Source organism: Luteitalea sp., from assembly GCA_009377605.1.
Lineage (GTDB): Bacteria > Acidobacteriota > Vicinamibacteria > Vicinamibacterales > Vicinamibacteraceae > WHTT01.
In genome coordinates, this window is record WHTT01000004.1 from 77,907 (window position 1) to 95,686 (window position 17,780).

Here is a 17,780-nt window from a genome sequence, read left to right on the forward strand (position 1 = left end):
TCGACCGTCATCGCTGAGATCAACGCCCAGGAGCGTTGACAGCGCCGCGTGCTAGGATCGGGCGCTTATGGGAGACTTCTACCAAACAGGGGTTCTCGCCACGTTTCACCTCTTCCAGGAGGCAGGGGCCCTCGCCCGCCTCGAGCAAGAGCTCGTGCGGCACGCGCGCCAACGGCCCATCGCGCTCATCGTACCGGCGCTCTACTCGGAGTTCGAAGGGGAAGCGCTCCCACGGATTATCGAGGAGCTCCGGAACGTCCCGTACCTCAAGCGGATCATTCTCTCGCTCGATCGTGCCGAGCGTGCGCAATTCGACGAGGCTCGCAAGCGCCTGTCGACGCTGACGACGCCGGTGACCGTGGTCTGGCACGACGGCCCTCGCCTCCAGGACTTGTACGATCAGCTCATTGCCTACGAGCTCCCGATCGGACAGCAAGGAAAGGGACGCTCCTGCTGGATGTCCACCGGTTACGTACTGGCAAAGGGCGACTGCGAGGTCATCGCCATGCACGACGCCGACATCGTGACCTACGAGCGCGCCATGCTGGCGCGCCTCGTGTATCCGGTCACGAACCCGACAATGGCGTACGACTTCGCGAAGGGATTCTATCCGCGGATCAGCAATCGCAAGATGCACGGGCGCGCGACGCGGCTCCTGATGACCCCGCTCGTTCGCAGCCTGGTTCGCATCATCGGACACCATCCGTATCTCGTGTATCTCGACAGCTTCCGCTACGTGCTCGCGGGCGAAATTGCCATCGTGTCAGACCTCGCGCGCGTGGTACGGGTACCGGCAGACTGGGGCCTCGAGGTGGGCACGCTCGGCGAGGTGTACAGAAATACGTCGAGTCGGCGTGTATGCCAGGTCGGGCTCGCCTATCACTACGATCACAAGCACCGCGAGCTCTCACCAGACGATCCGAGCAAGGGCTTGATGAAGATGAGCGTCGACATCAGCAAATCCATCTTTCGCACGCTCGCAAGTGAGGGCATCACGCTATCGGCTGGCACCTTCCGCACCCTCTCGGCGGCATACGTCCGAACCGCTGAGGACACGATTCAACGCTTCCTCGACGATGCGACGATCAACGGGCTCATGTTCGATCGTCACGAAGAAGAAACGGCCGTCGAGACCTTCGCCAAGGGCATGCAAATCGCGGCCGAGCAGTTCCTGGGGGATCCGCTCGGCGTGCCACTCATCCCGAACTGGAACCGCATCGCGTCGGCGATCCCGGACTTCCTCGATCGGCTGCGTGAAGCAGTCGACGCCGATAACGCTTAACGAGTCCTTGGTCCTTGGTTCCTGGTGCTTGGTGCGATCCTCCAAGCTGCCAAGGCGCACCAAGAACCTAGGACCGAGAACCAAGGACCAAGGACCAAGGACCAAGGACCAAGCAGTTGATCGTGTCTCACATCATCATCTTCAGCGATCTCGACGGCTCCCTGCTGGATGAGACAACCTACCAGTGGGACGCTGCGGCGCCAGCGCTGGACGCCGTGCGACGCGGGTCGATTCCTCTCGTGTTGGCGAGCAGCAAGACGCGCGCCGAGATGGTCTCATTGGCGTACGCCCTGGGATTGACCGACGACCGCGGCCTTCGTAATCCGCTCATCATTGAGAACGGTGGCGGCGTATTGCTGCCCCACGATTCGGCGGTGGAGCTCTGGCCAGACGCCGTCTCGACCCCCGAGGGTTGGCTGATGGCGCTGGGCACACCCGTGGCCGCCCTCCGCGAGGCGCTCTTGGCAATCGCCGATGAGTGTGGCGTCCGAGCGCGAGGGTTCTCGGCGATGGCCGATGATGAGATTGCCACACTCACCAGCCTGAGCGCCGACGCGATTGCGCCCGCGCGCCAGCGCGAGTTCGATGAGCCGTTCGTGCTGACCGACGTGCGTGAGCCGCTGGACACCGAGACCGAGCGGTATCACGCCGCCGTCAAGTGCGTCCACCAGGCTGCCAAGGGACGAGGCCTGCGCGTGACTCACGGTGGGCGGTTTCTGCATCTGACTGGGGACGTCGACAAGGGGCGAGCCGCGGCTCTGGTGTTGCGCTGGTACGAGGAAAAAGGGGACAGGCCCCTTTTTGCGGGTCGAGCACAGGCAAAAAGGGGCCTGTCCCCTTTTTCCGTCGCGCTCGGGGATTCTCCCAACGACCTCTCGCTGCTGCAGCTGGTAGACCAGCCCATCATCATCCCGCGCCCGAATGGGCGGCCGGATCCCGAGCTCAGGAGCGCATTGCCACATGCGACCGTCGCGCCGACTCCCGGACCCGCAGGATGGAATCATGCCGTGCAGGCGCTGCTGGCAAAAGTCGAATGCTGAGGGCGCTACTATAACGTCAGATGCTGCTCGCCGACGTGATGCAGGCTTCCGCGCGGGTTGCGGCCACTCGGGCACGCTCGGAGAAGATCGCGCACCTCGCCGACCTCCTGCGCCGGTTGCTCCCGGAAGAGATCGACATCGCGGTCGCCTATCTCTCTGGCCGACTCCGACAAGGCCGTATTGGCCTCGGCTGGGCCGCCGTTCGCGACGCCCGCGCGGGAGGTGCCGCCGGCACTTCGAGCTTGACACTGCTGGAAGTAGATCACGCGTTGGCGCAGCTTGCGCGCACGACTGGGCGAGGCTCGACAACCGAGCGCGCCGGTCAGCTCGGCAGGCTCTTTGCTCGCGCCAGCCCCTCCGAGCAGGATTTCCTCACCCGTTTGATTCTGGGCGAGCTGAGGCAAGGGGCACTCGCTGGCGTCATGGAAGAAGCGCTCGCAAGGGCCGCGGACGTGGATCCTGGGGCCGTGCGGCGCGCGCTTCTCGTGGCCGGCGATCTGCACACGGTATCCCGTGCCGTGCTGGCCGAGGGGCGTTCGGGTCTCTCGCGGTTCTCGCTTCAATTGCTGCGGCCGCTACAGCCCATGTTGGCGCAACCAGCCGACAGTGTCGACGAGGCATTCGCGCGCCTGGGTGAAGCCGGCCTCGAGTGGAAGCTCGATGGCGCGCGTGTACAGGTGCATCGCGTGGATGATGAGGTCCGCGTGTTCTCCCGGCGCTTGAACGACGTCACGCCGGCGGTCCCGGAGCTGGTCGAGGCAGTTCGCGCATTGCCTGCGCGCCAGCTACTGCTCGATGGAGAGGTTCTCGTCCTCAGGCCAGACGGCACGCCGGAGCCGTTTCAAGTGACGATGCGGCGATTCGGGCGGAAGTTGAACGTCGACCGCTTGCGTGGCGAGCTGCCGCTGTCGCCGTTCTTCTTCGACCTGCTCCACCTCGATGGCGAAGACCTTCTCGACGAACCGTCGGCGGAGCGCGCACGTGCACTGCGCGCGATCGCGGACACACAGGCCGTCGTGCCTTACATGGTGACCGACGATCCCAACATCGCACGTGGCTTCCTGGACGAGGCGCTGGCGCGCGGCCATGAGGGACTCATGGCGAAGGCGCTCGGCTCGCCATACGAGGCGGGACGTCGGGGTTATGGATGGCTGAAGATCAAAGCGGCGCAGACGCTCGACCTCGTCGTGCTCGCGGCCGAATGGGGCCACGGGCGGCGGCAGGGGTGGCTGTCCAACTTGCACTTGGGCGCGCGCGACCCGGCGACCGGCAGCTACATCATGCTTGGAAAAACCTTCAAGGGTATGACCGACGCGATGCTGGTGTGGCAGACCGAAAAGCTCCTCGGCCTCGAGATAACGCGTGACCAATGGACTGTTTATGTACGCCCCGAGCTCGTCGTCGAGATCGCGTTCAACGGCGTGCAGAAGAGTCCTCAATATCCAGGTGGCGTGGCCCTGCGCTTTGCACGCGTCAAGCGGTACCGACCGGATAAGCCGGTCGAGCAAGCCGACACTCTCGAGGCTGTTCGCAAAGTAGGGGCTAGGGATCTCGGGATCTAGGGGTCCAGGTAGGGCCGCCTCGCCGAGGCGGCCGTTATCTCGCCGAGGCGCCCGGACGGCGCGTCCGGCGAACGCGCCCTACCAACGCTGACCTGTGTCCTAGACCCCTTGGTCCCTTGATCCCTTGATCCCTTGATCCCTTGATCCCTTAGAACTTAAAGGTTACGCCGCCGGTGAAGCGAACGAAGTCGAAATCGATGTCACTCAGGTCGCCGCTCGCTGCGCGGAAGTAGCGCAAGTCGGCGCGTGCGCCCATCGTTGGTGACCAGAAGAAATTCGCACCTCCACCGATGTTGAACCCGAACGAATTGAACGAGTCCGAGCCATTGACGCTATCCTGCGATAGACGAATGAGACCAATGCCACCACCCGCGTATGGCTCGACGATGGTGGGAGTTTCGAACACGTACATCGCGCCGCCCATCAAGGTGACAACGTCTGCGCTCACGTCGAACGGATCATCGTCATCCGCACCGCTGTGAATCCAGCCGAAGTCGGCCTCGATACCGATGGGCCCCGACAGGAACAGCCCGGACCCTCCAAGCGTGACGGCGCTCGAGTCGCCATCATCCGAGATGCCGAGGAACGGCGTCACGTATGTCACATCCTGTGCTTGGGCGGCCGACGGCACCACAATCAGTAGTCCTAGACCAAAAAGAATCCCGAGAATTCGTCGCATTCCTTCGCCTCCTTCGTGAGGTGTCTGAACGTGCCGGTCGCGTGAACAACGGCGGCCGGCGAATGAAAGCAAGAACAATTGCCGATTAGTGAACGCTCTCATCCCTACCTGGGTTTGTCCGAGGCTCAACCATTACCGGACACTAGTTCTGTATTCGACCACCCACGGCTCGCGTAGCCACGGGTCAGCCGATGAAAAGCTCAGGCGCGCCAGGAGGGAAAAATCACGTTGCAGCGTAAGAGCTGAGACGCTGCATCGACCTGAGCTGGAGGTGCGCAATCGCACAGCCGAGCCGGCCGCACGAAAGCGCAGGGAATTAAGACTATACGTTACATCCTCGCTAAATGCAAAACGCTTGGGCAGCCAGCGGGACGCTGGCCTCTCATGCTAGGCTGAGTCGATGCGCGACGCGTTGGTAGCACGAGCGGTGCCTTCGAGCAGAGCGGCGCGAGGGCGAGAGACGCTGGTGGGGCTCGCGGTCCTCATTGGCGTGGCCCTCCTTCCGGGCTCGCTGCTGCTCGCTCAAACCCCGGCATTCAAGAGTAGCGTTGCCACCGTGCCTCTGTACGTCACCGTGACGGATGGGGATGGACGCCTCGTGCCTGGTCTGACGCAGCAGGACTTCGAGGTGTACGACAATGACAAGAAGCAGGAGCTGACGCTGTTTCGGAGCGACGTCACGCCGTTCACCGCGACGGTCATGCTCGACACGAGCCTCAGCATGGCACTGCTCACCGAGCTCCTGAAAAATGCGACCGAGCAGTTCGTGATTCGGATGCTGCCGGACGACCTCGCCCGCGTCGGCTACTTCAACGACAAGATCGAGTTCACGAGCGAGTTCACAAACGATCGGGACGCGCTCATTCGATCGCTCGATCATGTCGACTTCGGGAACCCCACGCGTCTCTGGGACGCCGTGGACTTCGGTCTCGATGCGCTCGAGCCGCTCGACGAGCGCCGCGTCATCGTCGTGTTCACCGATGGCGACGACACTGACAGCCGCCGATCCCGCGGCGATGTCCTCGAGCGAACGCGCGCGACCGGCATCATCGTGTACGCGATTGGGCTCGATAGTGAGCTCGTCGTAGACGGCCGCCGCATTCGCACATCGCCAGACCGCGGCCTTCGCGGCCTGGCGGAGGAGAGCGGCGGCGGGTTCTTCCACCTCGAGAAGAGGGATGAGCTCGGTTCGGCGTTCACCCGTGTTGTGCAGGAGCTCCACACGCAGTACGTGTTGGGCTTCACTCCCGAGGTCTTCGACGATGAGGTGCACGAGCTCGAGGTGAAACTGAAGCGCCGCGGTCTACGTGCCCGGACACGCCGAAGCTACGTCGCGTCAGCCCAACCAACAAAAACACAGTGAGATAGGGCCTAGACGAAGAAGACGAGAAGCACGGCTGTCGCCAGCAGAATGCCTACAGCTAGCTCCGCAGTACTGGAGAAGGTTGGTTCGATCATTGGTGCCCCCGAAGTACGCTCACCGCGTCGACGGCGACAAGCGCAAGCCGTCTAAAAAGAGGCAAATACGAATCGTTGGCGGCGGGCTATTCGCCCCGGCCGCTGGCCAGCGCCGGTTTGTCGGGTCCCAGCGGGACCCGACCGGCGAAGGCGGTTATGTTTTCAGACGAGACGCGGGTGCGAGAGGTTCACTTCAACGAGGTTGTTGGGACGAAATTACGGGTTTGGCGGGGCTGGCTCGAGGGTCACCGGGCTATCGAACCGGGCACGGAGCATGGTGCCGACATCGAGCGAGACGTCCTTACCCGGCGTTGCCAGAATCGCGCCCCCACCACCAATGACGAGGCCAGCGAGCGCTCCCTTTCCGCCCCCGAGGATCCCGCCAATGATTGCGCCAGCCACGCCGCCGGCGGTGGCGCGTCCCGCCTCACCTTTCAACCCCTTGCTCTCCAGCGCGTCGGTCACGGTCGCTCGGATCTTGTAGGTCTGATCGTCGATGGTCAGAGTGTCGAACGCCAATGTCAGCCTCCCCGTGCGGTCGGTGCGCGTCGCACGGTCGACTGCGCTGACCACGCCACCGAGGACGGCCCCTGCCGGAATGAGCAGCTCATCGCCGTGCGACAGATCGACGAGCGTCGTGCCCTCGAAGCGATCCTCGACCTGCGCGGTCTCTGAGCTCAAACGGTTCTGCAGTCGAACGTCGATCTCCTGGCCTACGGGAATCGTCCGCGGCCGGCCGGACTCGGCGGGCTCAGCGGTCACCTGCTGTCCTTTCGTGCGAAGCTCGAGATCCGCGACGCGATCGCGAACAGCCCCGACCTCCTTCTCAGATAGGTTCCCTTCCTTCTGGAGCTTGACGCGCAGATAGGTGATCTCGTCTTGCAACGTCTCGAGCTCGCCTTGCAGCGCATCGGCGCGCGCCGCATCACGGCTGCGCAGGTCTTCAACGGCTGCACTGAGCTCCTTGGCACGACGGTGCAGATCATCGATATCCTCGGCGCCGGCGGTCTGCATCGGCGATGTGCTGATAGCGGCGCTCGACTTCACGGCAGCAAATGCCGGCATCGCTGTAACCGCGAGCAGCGCGGCGCATCCAACGAACGTCGATCGAATCACTATTCTGTTCATGAGCATTTCTCCAGTTAGTTTCCAGGCATGATGCGACCGAGCCAACCAATTCGGATCAGATCGTTGTAGAAGACTGTCACCATCAAGAGGAGGATGACCAGGACGCCAGCAAGCATCACCCGCTCCTTGACCGCGACGCTGAAGTCACGCCGGGCGAGACCCTCGAGCGCCATGATGAAGATGTTTCCACCGTCCAGGACGGGGATGGGCAGGAGGTTGATCACACCCAGGTTGAGACTGATCATCGCCAGGAACGTGAACAACGACAGTGCCCCGGCTTCCGCTGCCGTTCCCGAGAACTGTGCGATGCCGATCGGGCCCGCGAGCTGATCGAGCGATGTCTGCCGCGTGAAGAGACCGCCGAGGAGTCTGAATATCAGGCCCCCCCACTCGAGGTTCTGTTGAACGCTCATGCCGATGGCCTGGAAGAACCCTGGCTCGATGTTGCGAACCTCCATCGGCGTGAGATTCGTCACACCAATCAGCCCGACGCCATTCTTGAGCTCCGGCGTCACGTCTATCTTCAGCACCTCTGAGCCACGTCTGACGCTCAAGGTGATCTGCTTGTTCGCGTGTTTATTGATGAAGCCCACGAGGTCGTTGATCCCCAGCTCCTTGCCGTTCACGCCAAGAATAACGTCACCGTCACGCAAGCCAGCCTTTTCCGCAACCGATCCTGGATCGACCCGCCCGAACTGAGGGTGCACATCCGGGCTCACACCAAGGTCGCCCGCCTTGAAGTCGCCGGACGCCTTCGGCGTCAGCGTCAGCGTGCGCTCGACGCCGTCCCGTACGAACACGACCTGCAGCGCCTCCTCGGCGCGCGGCAGCACCGCCATCTGCAGGTCGTACCACGTGGGCACGGCGTTACCGTCGATGCTGACGATGCGGTCGCCGGGACTGATACCGGCACGCGCCGCGGGTGAGTCAGGGGCCACGCGTCCAACCACTGGGGGCTGCTCCTCGTAGAGCGGGACCTGCGCTCCTTGCCACAGCACACCGGCCATCACGACAATCGCGAGCACGAAATTCATCGCGGCGCCAGCGAGGAGTATCTGAAAGCGCTGCCAGCGGGTCTTCGACAGGTACTCGTCTGACCGCCCGCTCCCGGGATCGTCGAGCGACTCCCCCGCCATCTTCACGTACCCGCCAAGAGGAATGGCGCTGATGCAGTAGTCGGTGTCACCCCGGCGCATGTGCACAAGCTTTGGGCCGAAGCCGAGCGAGAAGGTTAACACCCGTACGCCATGCCAACGTGCAACGAGGAAGTGCCCCAGCTCGTGGACGAATACGACAACGCCGAGGACGAACAAGAAAGCCAGGATACCGGTGAAGGTCACAAGCAATAACCCCTTCTAAGCGACGCCTCGGCGAGGCGCCCTCCCGCTATTGTGCCGGGGCGCGCATCAAGTCTCAAGCCCGCCGGCGACGCTCTCGCGGGTGAACCGTCGCGCCCATGCGTCCGCTTCTCGGATGGCCTCCAGGCTGGCGCCCCCCCCGCACGACAGGCGGGCGTGCCGGTCCAGGGCCTGCTCGACCAGCCGCGGGATGGCCGGAAACGGCACGCGCCTACTCAGAAAAGACGCTACCGCTACTTCGTTGGCCGCATTGAGCACGACCGGCTGCGTGCCGCCCGCGCTGAGCGCCGCATACGCGAGACCGAGGCATGGAAAACGTGCGTGATCCGGCGCTTCGAACTCTAGGCTGCCACAGGTAGACAGATCGAGCCGCGGCACCGGGCTTTGCCAGCGCTCGGGCCAGGAGAACGCGTACTGAATCGGCAGCCTCATGTCGGTGACACCGAGCTGCGCGATTACCGACCCGTCCGACAGCTCCACGAGGGAGTGCACGACCGACTGCGGGTGAATGAGAACCTCGATGCGACCGGTCGGCACGCCGAACAGCCAATAGGCCTCGATCACCTCGAGCCCCTTGTTCATCAACGTGGCGGAATCGATCGTGATCTTGCGGCCCATCTTCCAGGTTGGATGGCTCAGCGCATCCTCCGGCGAGACATCGGCCAGACGGCCGAGCGCACGGTCGCGAAATGGGCCCCCCGATGCTGTCAGGATGAGGCGAGCCACCTCAGTGGACGAACGACCGTGGAGGCACTGGTGGATCGCGTTGTGCTCGCTATCGACCGGCAAAATCGGCACGCCGTGCGCGCGGGCCTCCCGCGTGACGAGCGCGCCGGCCATCACGAGCACTTCCTTGTTGGCCAGGGCAATGGTCTTGCCGGCTCGGATCGCGGCCACGACCGCCTCGAGCGCGGCGGTGCCGGAAGAGGCGCAGAGCACGATATCGACGTCTGGCTGCGTGGCGATCTCGACCAGGCCGCGTGGCCCGTGGGCGAAGCAATCGATGCCCGTCACGGTCTCCGCTGCCAGACGGGAACGCACCTGGGCCAAGCTGTCCGCCGTGGCCATGGCAACCGCGCCGGGCCGAAAGCGCTCGACCTGCCGCGCCATCATCACGGCGTTCGCGCCGGCGGCAAGAGCGACCACCTTCAACCGATCGGCATGCGCCTCCACGACCGAGAGCGCGCTGCACCCAATCGACCCGGTCGAGCCCAGAATCGCGATTCGTTTCACCCTCGCCTCGCCCTTTGCCCCTTGTCCCTGACCCTGCCTAATCCCTGACCCCTGATCCCTATACAATGCCTGGCACCAGCCGCAACGCCAGGTAGTACACAGGCCCCGCGAAGAGCAGCCCATCGATTCTGTCGAGCATCCCTCCGTGCCCGGGAATCAGGCTCGACGAGTCTTTGACCCCAGCTCCGCGCTTGAGCGCCGACTCGAACAGATCACCGACAATGCCCATGCCTGCGACGAGCAGGCCGACCAGCACGAGCAACCATGGCGCCGCCTGGGGCAACCACAGATGACCCAAGAGTGGCATCACGACGGCCGCGGCGATGCAACCGGCAATGGCGCCTTCCTGGGTCTTCTTTGGGCTAATTGCCGGCGAGAGCGCTCGCCGGCCGAAGAGTCGGCCGGCGTAGTACTGCATCGAGTCACTCGCCACCAAGGCGAGGACAACCAGCAGCAGCGCCCCAGCGCCGGCGACACTACGCACCGACGCCAACGCACCGATCGGCAGGCCCAGATAGAGCGCCGGAAAGAGCGTCGCCGCTACGTCGCGCAGCACGCCTCCATCGACACGCCCCTGCGCCACCGGCACGCTCGCTGCGGCGACGACAGCGGCGAGCAGCGAGACCTCGACACCTACGCCCTGCCAGGCGACGGCTGCGCACGCGGTGAGCGCCGCGACAGCCGACAGCAACCGCGGGATATCGGCCCCAAGCGCTTCGACCAGGCCGGCGTACTCGATGAAGGCCAGCGCGACCACCACGAGCGCGAGCACGAAGGTTGCCGCCGACGAGATCCAAATGGTCACGATAACGAGTGGCAGCAGGACAACGGCGCTGAGGAGCCTTATCACAACACTAGGCGTCAGGGGGCAGCAGGGATCAGGGATCAAGGGTCACGGTCAGCCCTCAGAGCTCGAGACTCACAACTCACGACTCACAACTTCCACTACCGTGACGCCGCCGCCGCTCGCGAAATCCCGCCGTATCGACGATCTCGCTTCTGGTAGTCGAGAACTGCTTCGAGCAGGTGTTGGCGACAGAAGTCCGGCCACAACGTGTCGGTCACCCATATCTCAGCGTAGGCTATTTGCCAGAGCAAGAAGTTGCTCACGCGCATCTCGCCGCTGGTGCGAATGAGCAGATCCGGATCGGGCTGTCCAGCTGTGTACAAGAAGTTACTGAACACACGCTCGTCGAGCTCGTCGGGGCGAATGCCCGTGGCAAACGCACGCTTTGCGGCCTCGACGATCTCCGCGCGCCCTCCGTAGTTCAGGGCAATGTTGAGCTGCATGCCGTGGCTTTCGGCGGTCTTTCCCATCGCCTCGACCAGGGCATCACGCACGTCCGGTGCCAGCTCCTCGAGCCGACCAACGACCTTGAATCGAATATCGTGCTTGATGAGCGTGTCCAGCTCCGAGCACAGATAGCGCTTGAGCAGCGTCATCAACGTGTTGACCTCGGTCGCCGGGCGCTTCCAATTCTCGACCGAGAACGCGTACATCGTCAGGTACTCGATGCCCAAACGCGCGGAGGTCTCGACGACCTCGCGCACTGCGTCGATGCCGGCGCGGTGCCCCTCCACACGCGGCAGGTGGCGCAAACCAGCCCAGCGTCCATTACCGTCCATGATGATGGCGATATGCGCAGGCAGGCGATCTTCACGAATCCGTCGCGCCAGCTCCACCTCGGGGGAGTCGGGTGGCAGCCAGTCCAATAATGCGTCTAGCCCCATCCAATCCTCAGACCGACCATCATACCTCAAGGCGTCCTTGGTCCTTGGTCCTTGGTCCGTACTCGACGCGAACCAGGAACAGGCCGTGCGCTGGCGCGGTGCGCCCGGCGTGCCTGCGATCTCGCGACTCGAGAGCTGCGACGAAGTCGCGCGGCCTCCACCGGCCGAGACCGACCTCCACGAGACTGCCGACAATAGCCCGCACCATGTGGCGGAGAAACCCGTCTGCCCTGATCTCGGCCGCAAGCAGCGTAACTGTGTTCGATGTTGCGACGCTGCCGATCCACGGCTCGATGAACGGTGCGCGGCGGAGGCTGACATCGCTCACAGTACGGACCCTCGTCTTCACTCGACTGCCGGAGGATGCGAACGCAGAGAAGTCATGGCGGCCGCGCACGGTCTCGAACGCCTCACCCATGGCTTCGACGTCTAGATCGGCGTTCACGCTCCACGCATAGCGCGATGCAAAAGGTGTTGCGCCGCGTCCGGAGAGAAGACGATAGCAGTAGCTCTTGCTTCGGGCGTCGCGGCGCGCGTGGAAGCCATCTGGGACTGGCTCCACGCGCAGCACTCGCACGCTGTCGGGGAATGCGGCGTTCAGCGCGCGCTGGATCGTGTCCGCATCATGGCGCGTGTCGAGCGACGCGCTGGCGACCTGGCCGAGCGCATGCACGCCCGCATCAGTGCGTCCCGCGCTGACGATACGCACTGGATGACGCACGATCGCTTCAAGGGTCTCTTCGACGAGCTGTTGAATACCGAGGCCGTTTAGCTGCCGCTGCCAGCCCGCGAACCCACTGCCATCGTAGGCGAGCGTGAGCTTGAAGGTGCGCATCCCGGGGCGGCCTCTCAAGCCTGCCGAGAGCCAGGCTTCACCGCGGGAATGCCTTGCGCGCAGAGCGGGCAGGTGGCCGGCTCATATTCCGGGAAGCGGACCTCGGCAAGCGCCCGGAACGGCACATCGAGATCGACTGACTTCCCACGCTTGATGATTGCAGCCACGCCGATCACGTCCGCGCCCGCCGCCCGCGCCACCTGCATCGTCTCGCGCGTGGAGCCACCGGTCGTGACCACGTCCTCGACGACGAGAACACGGCTGCCAGAAGAGAGAGCGAAGCCTCGCCTGAGCGTCAGGACGCCCTCTTGGCGCTCGGCGAACAAGGCGCGGGCATCCAACGCTCGCGCCACCTCATGGCCGATTACGATGCCGCCCAATGCAGGGGAGAGCACTGCCCCAACCTCACGATCGCTCACGGTCGCGGCGAGCGCCTGGCCCAGCGCTTCGGCGTGCCGCGGGTATTGCAGTACGAGCGCGGACTGCATGTAGCCAGTGCTGTGCAACCCGGAGGTCAAGCGGAAGTGCCCCTCGAGCAGAGCACCCGACGCTCGGAAGAGATCGAGTACAGCTTCGGAAGTCATCATGGAATGCGATCGGATGGTGTGTCGCCCGATGGCGCGGCCTTCAGATTCTCCTCGAACAACTTCAAGATGCGCCGATATTCATCGGCCCAGCTCGTCTGTTCCTCGAACGAATGGTTTTCGGCGGGATACACGGCCAGCTCCCAGTTCTCTTTCCCGAGCTCGATCAACCGCTGGGCAAGGCGGACCGAGTCCTGGAAGTGAACGTTGGTGTCGACCATCCCGTGGCAGATGAGCAAGGCGCCCTCGAGCCCTTCCGCGAAATAGATTGGTGAGCTGCGCGCATACGCTTCCGCGTCCTCCTGCGGAACGTTCAGAATGTTCGAGGTGTATCGGTGGTTGTAGTGAGCCCAGTCGGTGACCGGCCGGAGCGCCGCGCCCGCCGCGAAGACGTCCGGTTGCGTGAACATCGCCATGAGCGTGAGGAATCCACCGTAGCTGCCGCCGTAGACGCCGAGGCGCTTGGGGTCGGCATCGTGCTCCTCTACCAGGTACTTCGCGCCGTCCACGATGTCGTCGAGATCCTTGGCGCCCATGTGGCGATAGACGGCCGTGCGCCAGTCGCGGCCATAGCCCGCGCTCCCGCGGTAATCGATGTCGAGCACCACGTATCCGCGTGATGCGAGCAGATGATGAAACATGTATTCGCGGTAATAACTAGACCAGTAACGATGGGCGTTCTGCAGATAGCCGGCACCATGGATGAAGATCACCGCAGGGCGCTTCGTGTCGCGCCTGGCACGCAGCATTTCCGGCGTATACAGGCGTGCCCGGACCTGGGCACCATCGCGCGCCTGGAACGTGACGATCTTTGGATCGAGCCAAGGAAACGACTGCCACTCCGCTGATGTGCTCGTCGTGACCTGGATCATGCGGGGCACTGCGCCGCCGGCCGGTGTGTCACCGAGCGGCATCAGGTAAACCTCCGGCGGCTTGTTGCCAGCCGAGTGCACGATGCCCGCCATCGTCCCGTCAGGTGACGGCTCGAAAACGTGATGGCCGGTGGCCCCGGTGACGCGGGCTGGCTGCCCGCCGGCCGCTGGCACGGCGTAGATCTGTCGCTCGCCAGCATCCGCCTGCGTCGACGAGATGTAAAAGCGGCCGCCATCCTGCGACAGCGTCACCTCGTCTACCTCCCAGCGGCCAGCCGTCAAGGCCTGGGCGGCTGGCTTCTCTGCGGTTGCGTCGACCAGATAGAGATGTCTCCAATCGCCACGCTCGGCAAGGAAATACATGTGGCGGCTATCCGGCAGCCAGCCCACGCGCTGATCCCGCCGCACCCACGCTTCGTCGTGCTCGTGGTCGAGCACCCTCGTCGCCCCACTTTCCGGGATGATCCGAACGATCCATCGATCCTTGTTGTCACTCGATCGAAGGACAGCGATGGCATGCCGGCTGTCGTTGGACAGCCTGAGATCGAGCCAGTTCACCGTCGGGGCTGCCGCACTGGTCCCTGCCGGTCCTGCGGTGGGCTTCGGCGCCGGCTTCTGGGCCGACTTCTGGGCAACGACGCCGTCCTCTTGCTCGTCCTCTTCGGCCGCCTCTTCGATCGCCCTCGGCGCGGCATCAGGCGTGGTGGCGTCGGCCGTTCGCGAAGCAGGCCGGCCCTGCTCCAAGCGCGTCTGCTCGGGCGGCGCATCGGGCCAGCGAACCCACGTGGCCTTTCGCGTGTGGAGGTCGAGCACCGCCAGCGAGCGCGTCTCCTGCGCGTCCCCAACCTTCGTGCGCGTGCGAATGTCCTCCGTGTAAGCGGATTCGGTGAGATAGTCGGGAACGTTGGCCGTCGCGGCGTTCGCTGGCCGCTCCGACACCAGCACGTACGCATATCGTTCTGAGGCATCCAGTGCAGCGTCCTCGACCGATTGACGCTCGCCGAGCTCGAGGCGCGGCGGCTCGCGGCGCTTCTGCCGCTCTTCCGCCTCCTTCTCGCGACGCACCACCTCGCGAACGTGCTCCAGCAGTTTCGCTTCCTCTCGCTCGAGGTATTGCTGGCTCCTGGTGGTCCGCGGCTCACTCTTCTTCGGAGCAGCTTCCATCACCTGAATGACGAGACCCGAGGAGCGGCCGGTCACCGGCACCAGGAACAGAGAGTCCTCGCGGGTAAACGTGACGTGCGTCTCGCGGCGTGCCCAGCGTGGGTTGTCTTCGCGCGCCGAAGTCCGCGTCACATCGATGCGGGTGCCCTCGACCGTATCGACCAGTGCGATATCGCCCTCGTCTACGAAGAGCGCCCGGCGATGGGCACGATCCCAGATGGCGTCGGGCGGCGGCGCCGACTTCCGTTCCTCGTCGTTGAGCTTGCGCAGCCCCTTTCCGTCCCGGTTGACGATCCAGGTATCGGCGCGGTCTTCGCCCGGCTCACGCCATTCGAAGTACAGCCGCTTCGAATCGCCGGACCAGCGCAGATCGGATGGCGGATAGCCTACGAGCTCGGGGCCGCGCATGATGCTGTCGACACTCAGCTCGAAGGTCGTTGATGGGTCCGGCGTCGCGGCGGACGCGGGCTGCTGAGTGCTCGTCCCGGAGGGCGGCCTCGCGGGCGTTCGGCCACTGAGGGGAGAAATGGAGGCGACGAGGAGCAGGGAAAGGACGACCAATCGCATGGAACCCTCACAACGGCGGGCTGCGCTAGAAGCGTCTCGGAACCGTCACGGGCCGAGGGAATTCTCGAGCGGCCACGCAGCTTAGCAGTAGGCCAGTATACAATCACGCGGCGGGGCACGCGGCGGGCACGCGGCGGGACCTCACGCCCCTTCGGCGCAGGTGGCGGGACGGAGAACCAGCGCGGCTGGTTCTCCGTCTATACGCCAGGGTTCGTCTCTTGCATGGAGTCTCGGTGGCTAGGGAACAGCGAGCCACGTGGCCAGCATGTGCAAGATGACCGCTGCCGGGCGCACCTGTTCCTGCAATGTGAGAGTTGCAAAGCGTCCTGCCTGAATTTTGTGGACAACTGGAGATCCTCACCATGGGTGCAGAGTCAACAGCCATCACGCGCCTGGTCGTCACGGCGCTGCTCGTTTCCGGACTTGCAATGCCCGCTATCGGACAGGAGCGCTCTGGCGAGCAGGTCTCTCCGCCGGCGGCCTCCATGACCATTGGAGCGCTGCAGGCGTCACAGGATCCTCCCCAACCTGCCCCGCAGGAACCAGCACAGACTCCGCCGCCTCAAACTCCTGCGCCGGCGCCGAGCGAGCCCGAGCCACCTCCGGCGCCAACGGATCAGGTAGCGATGCCGCCTGTGTCGAGCGCCCCGCAGCCGCCGGATCCAAATGCGCGCTCGTTGTCGATTGACGATGCTGTGCAGCTCGCGCTGGAGAACAACTTGAACCTCAAGGTGGTGCGGCTCAATCCGCTGCTGTCGGATTTGGACATTGCCAATGCACGATCGAGCTGGACGCCAAGGTTCACGAGTGACTGGTCCTACCGAGACAACCAGCAGCCGTCAGCAAACTTCTTCGAGTCTTCCGGAGACATTTCTACTAGCCAGGCGCTGACGGGCAATTTTGGATTCGAGCAGCTCCTCCCGTGGGGAACCCGGTACAACGTTGGCTTCAACAACTTCCGCAACGAAACGAACAATCCTTTTAACGAGGTGAACCCGAGCACGAACATCGACCTCCAGCTGAACTTCACCCAACCGCTGCTGCAAGGATTCCGGATCGACAACGCGCGCCAGTCCCTTATCGTGAGCCGCATGGGCCGTGAGATTTCGGACGTTCAGCTTCGGGACAACATCATCGCGACGACGCGGGACGCGAGGAACGCCTACTGGGATTTCGTGAACGCGCGCGGCAATCTAGCGGTAGCCCGCCGGACCCTCGAGGTGTCCGAACAGCAACTCCGCGAGAACCAAAAGCGTGTAGAGGTGGGCGTCATGGCTCCAATTCAGGTCATCGAGGCCGAGGCAGAAGTCGCGCAGAACCAGAGCGGCGTCATTTCTGCAGAGACACAGGTCGAACAGGCGGAAGACGCCCTCAAGACATTGCTGTTCGACCCGTCTGCGCCCGATTACTGGGCGATGCACTTCGAGCCGGCCGACGAGCCGACGGTTCGCTTGCAACCGGTGGACATCGAGGCGGCGACGAAGAACGCCCTCGCCAACCGCACCGACCTTCGACAAGCGCGCATGCAACTGGAGATCAACGACGTCAATATCCGGTATACGAAGAACACGACGTTACCGGAATTGAATCTCAACGTGGGGTACACGACATCGGGACTTGGTGGGACGGCGCTGATACGGGAAGAGACTCCTGGCGGCCTTCCCGGTCCCGTAACCGGAGAAGAAACGAGATCGTATAGCGATACGTTGGGCGACGTCTTTGGTTTTGACTTCCCCACCTGGACCGTGGGCGTCAGTCTGAGCTATCCCCTTGGGCGTAGCAGTCAGGACGTGAGCCTCGCACGGGCACAATTGCAACAGCGACAGGCACAGCTCGAGATCCGCAATCTCGAGCGCAACATTCGCCAGGAGATCATCAACCTTGGCCGCCAAGTGAACACCAACACCAGGCTGGTGCAGTCAACCCGCGTGGCGCGCGAGCTTGCAGAAAGGAACCTCGAGGCGGCACAAAAGAGATTTGCCGTGGGTCTCATCAACCAGTTCGAGGTTATTCAACGGCAGCGCGATCTGTCAGGCGCGCAATTCGACGAGTTGGAGGCCATGATCACATATGCCAAGTCGCTCGTAGACTTCGAGGCTGCACAGGAGGGGGCCATTTTCGGCGGCGGCGGTGTCACCAGCGCCTCGCCGGGTAGCGGGAGCGTTGGAGGAAACCTCGGAGGCGGAACCGGCAGCACGGGCGGCAACGGCAACTTCACGGGCAATGGCGTCCCGCAGTAGTCAAGCCAGGTTCATCGTCGCCCGAGGTGCGACCTGAAAGTGCCTGA

14 protein-coding genes are annotated in these 17,780 nt (G+C 63.9%); 5 read left to right on the plus strand and 9 right to left on the minus strand.

Features of this window, described 5'->3' with window-relative positions:
• The first annotated feature begins 67 nt into the window (after positions 1-67).
• The 3 genes from GEV06_02380 (at position 68) to GEV06_02390 (ending at position 3,884) form a co-directional block, all read left to right on the plus strand.
• Positions 68-1,282 carry a glycosyl transferase gene (locus GEV06_02380; GenBank protein ID MPZ16753.1) on the plus strand — a complete coding sequence of 405 codons (1,215 nt, stop codon included), beginning with the start codon at positions 68-70 and terminating at the stop codon, positions 1,280-1,282.
• A gap of 116 nt (positions 1,283-1,398) precedes the next feature.
• A complete protein-coding gene (locus tag GEV06_02385) occupies positions 1,399-2,322 on the plus strand; it encodes a hypothetical protein (protein MPZ16754.1) in 924 nt (307 codons plus the stop codon).
• Between the two features lie 20 nt (positions 2,323-2,342).
• The gene (locus GEV06_02390) at positions 2,343-3,884 is read left to right on the plus strand and encodes an ATP-dependent DNA ligase (protein MPZ16755.1); all 1,542 of its coding nucleotides are present in this window, start codon (positions 2,343-2,345) and stop codon (positions 3,882-3,884) included.
• Between the two features lie 148 nt (positions 3,885-4,032).
• On the opposite strand, the gene GEV06_02395 is transcribed toward GEV06_02390, so the two are convergent.
• The gene (locus GEV06_02395) at positions 4,033-4,665 is read right to left on the minus strand and encodes an outer membrane beta-barrel protein (protein MPZ16756.1); all 633 of its coding nucleotides are present in this window, start codon (positions 4,663-4,665) and stop codon (positions 4,033-4,035) included.
• Between the two features lie 298 nt (positions 4,666-4,963).
• On the opposite strand from GEV06_02395, the gene GEV06_02400 reads away from it, so the two are divergent.
• Positions 4,964-5,926 (plus strand): VWA domain-containing protein, encoded by a 963-nt coding sequence (locus tag GEV06_02400; GenBank protein MPZ16757.1) that lies wholly within the window; start codon positions 4,964-4,966, stop codon positions 5,924-5,926.
• 311 nt (positions 5,927-6,237) lie between these two features.
• Here the strand turns inward: GEV06_02400 and GEV06_02405 are convergent, their stop codons facing one another.
• From GEV06_02405 to GEV06_02440, 8 genes are read right to left on the minus strand one after another with little or no spacing between them, the layout of a single operon-like run.
• The gene (locus GEV06_02405; GenBank protein ID MPZ16758.1) at positions 6,238-7,149 is read right to left on the minus strand and encodes a hypothetical protein; all 912 of its coding nucleotides are present in this window, start codon (positions 7,147-7,149) and stop codon (positions 6,238-6,240) included.
• Positions 7,150-7,163: 14 nt separating this feature from the next.
• Positions 7,164-8,495: an RIP metalloprotease RseP gene (gene rseP / locus GEV06_02410; GenBank protein ID MPZ16759.1), complete on the minus strand. Its 1,332-nt coding sequence runs from the start codon at positions 8,493-8,495 to the stop codon at positions 7,164-7,166.
• A 60-nt stretch (positions 8,496-8,555) separates the two neighbouring features.
• Positions 8,556-9,740: a 1-deoxy-D-xylulose-5-phosphate reductoisomerase gene (locus tag GEV06_02415; protein ID MPZ16760.1), complete on the minus strand. Its 1,185-nt coding sequence runs from the start codon at positions 9,738-9,740 to the stop codon at positions 8,556-8,558.
• 58 nt (positions 9,741-9,798) lie between these two features.
• A complete protein-coding gene (locus GEV06_02420) occupies positions 9,799-10,629 on the minus strand; it encodes a CDP-archaeol synthase (protein ID MPZ16761.1) in 831 nt (276 codons plus the stop codon).
• A 56-nt stretch (positions 10,630-10,685) separates the two neighbouring features.
• Positions 10,686-11,471, minus strand: a complete 786-nt coding sequence (locus tag GEV06_02425; GenBank protein MPZ16762.1) for an isoprenyl transferase — start codon at positions 11,469-11,471, stop codon at positions 10,686-10,688.
• A gap of 19 nt (positions 11,472-11,490) precedes the next feature.
• Positions 11,491-12,306 (minus strand): tRNA pseudouridine(38-40) synthase TruA, encoded by an 816-nt coding sequence (gene truA / locus GEV06_02430; GenBank protein MPZ16763.1) that lies wholly within the window; start codon positions 12,304-12,306, stop codon positions 11,491-11,493.
• A 14-nt stretch (positions 12,307-12,320) separates the two neighbouring features.
• Complete coding sequence (locus GEV06_02435) at positions 12,321-12,893, minus strand: orotate phosphoribosyltransferase (protein MPZ16764.1); 573 nt, start codon at positions 12,891-12,893, stop codon at positions 12,321-12,323.
• Positions 12,890-14,926 carry a prolyl oligopeptidase family serine peptidase gene (locus tag GEV06_02440; protein ID MPZ16765.1) on the minus strand — a complete coding sequence of 679 codons (2,037 nt, stop codon included), beginning with the start codon at positions 14,924-14,926 and terminating at the stop codon, positions 12,890-12,892. Before GEV06_02440 ends, GEV06_02435 begins: the two co-directional genes overlap by 4 nt.
• A 929-nt stretch (positions 14,927-15,855) precedes the next feature.
• On the opposite strand from GEV06_02440, the gene GEV06_02445 reads away from it, so the two are divergent.
• Entirely contained in the window at positions 15,856-17,733 is a 1,878-nt protein-coding gene (locus GEV06_02445; GenBank protein ID MPZ16766.1) for a hypothetical protein, read from the plus strand.
• The last annotated feature ends 47 nt before the right edge of the window (positions 17,734-17,780 follow it).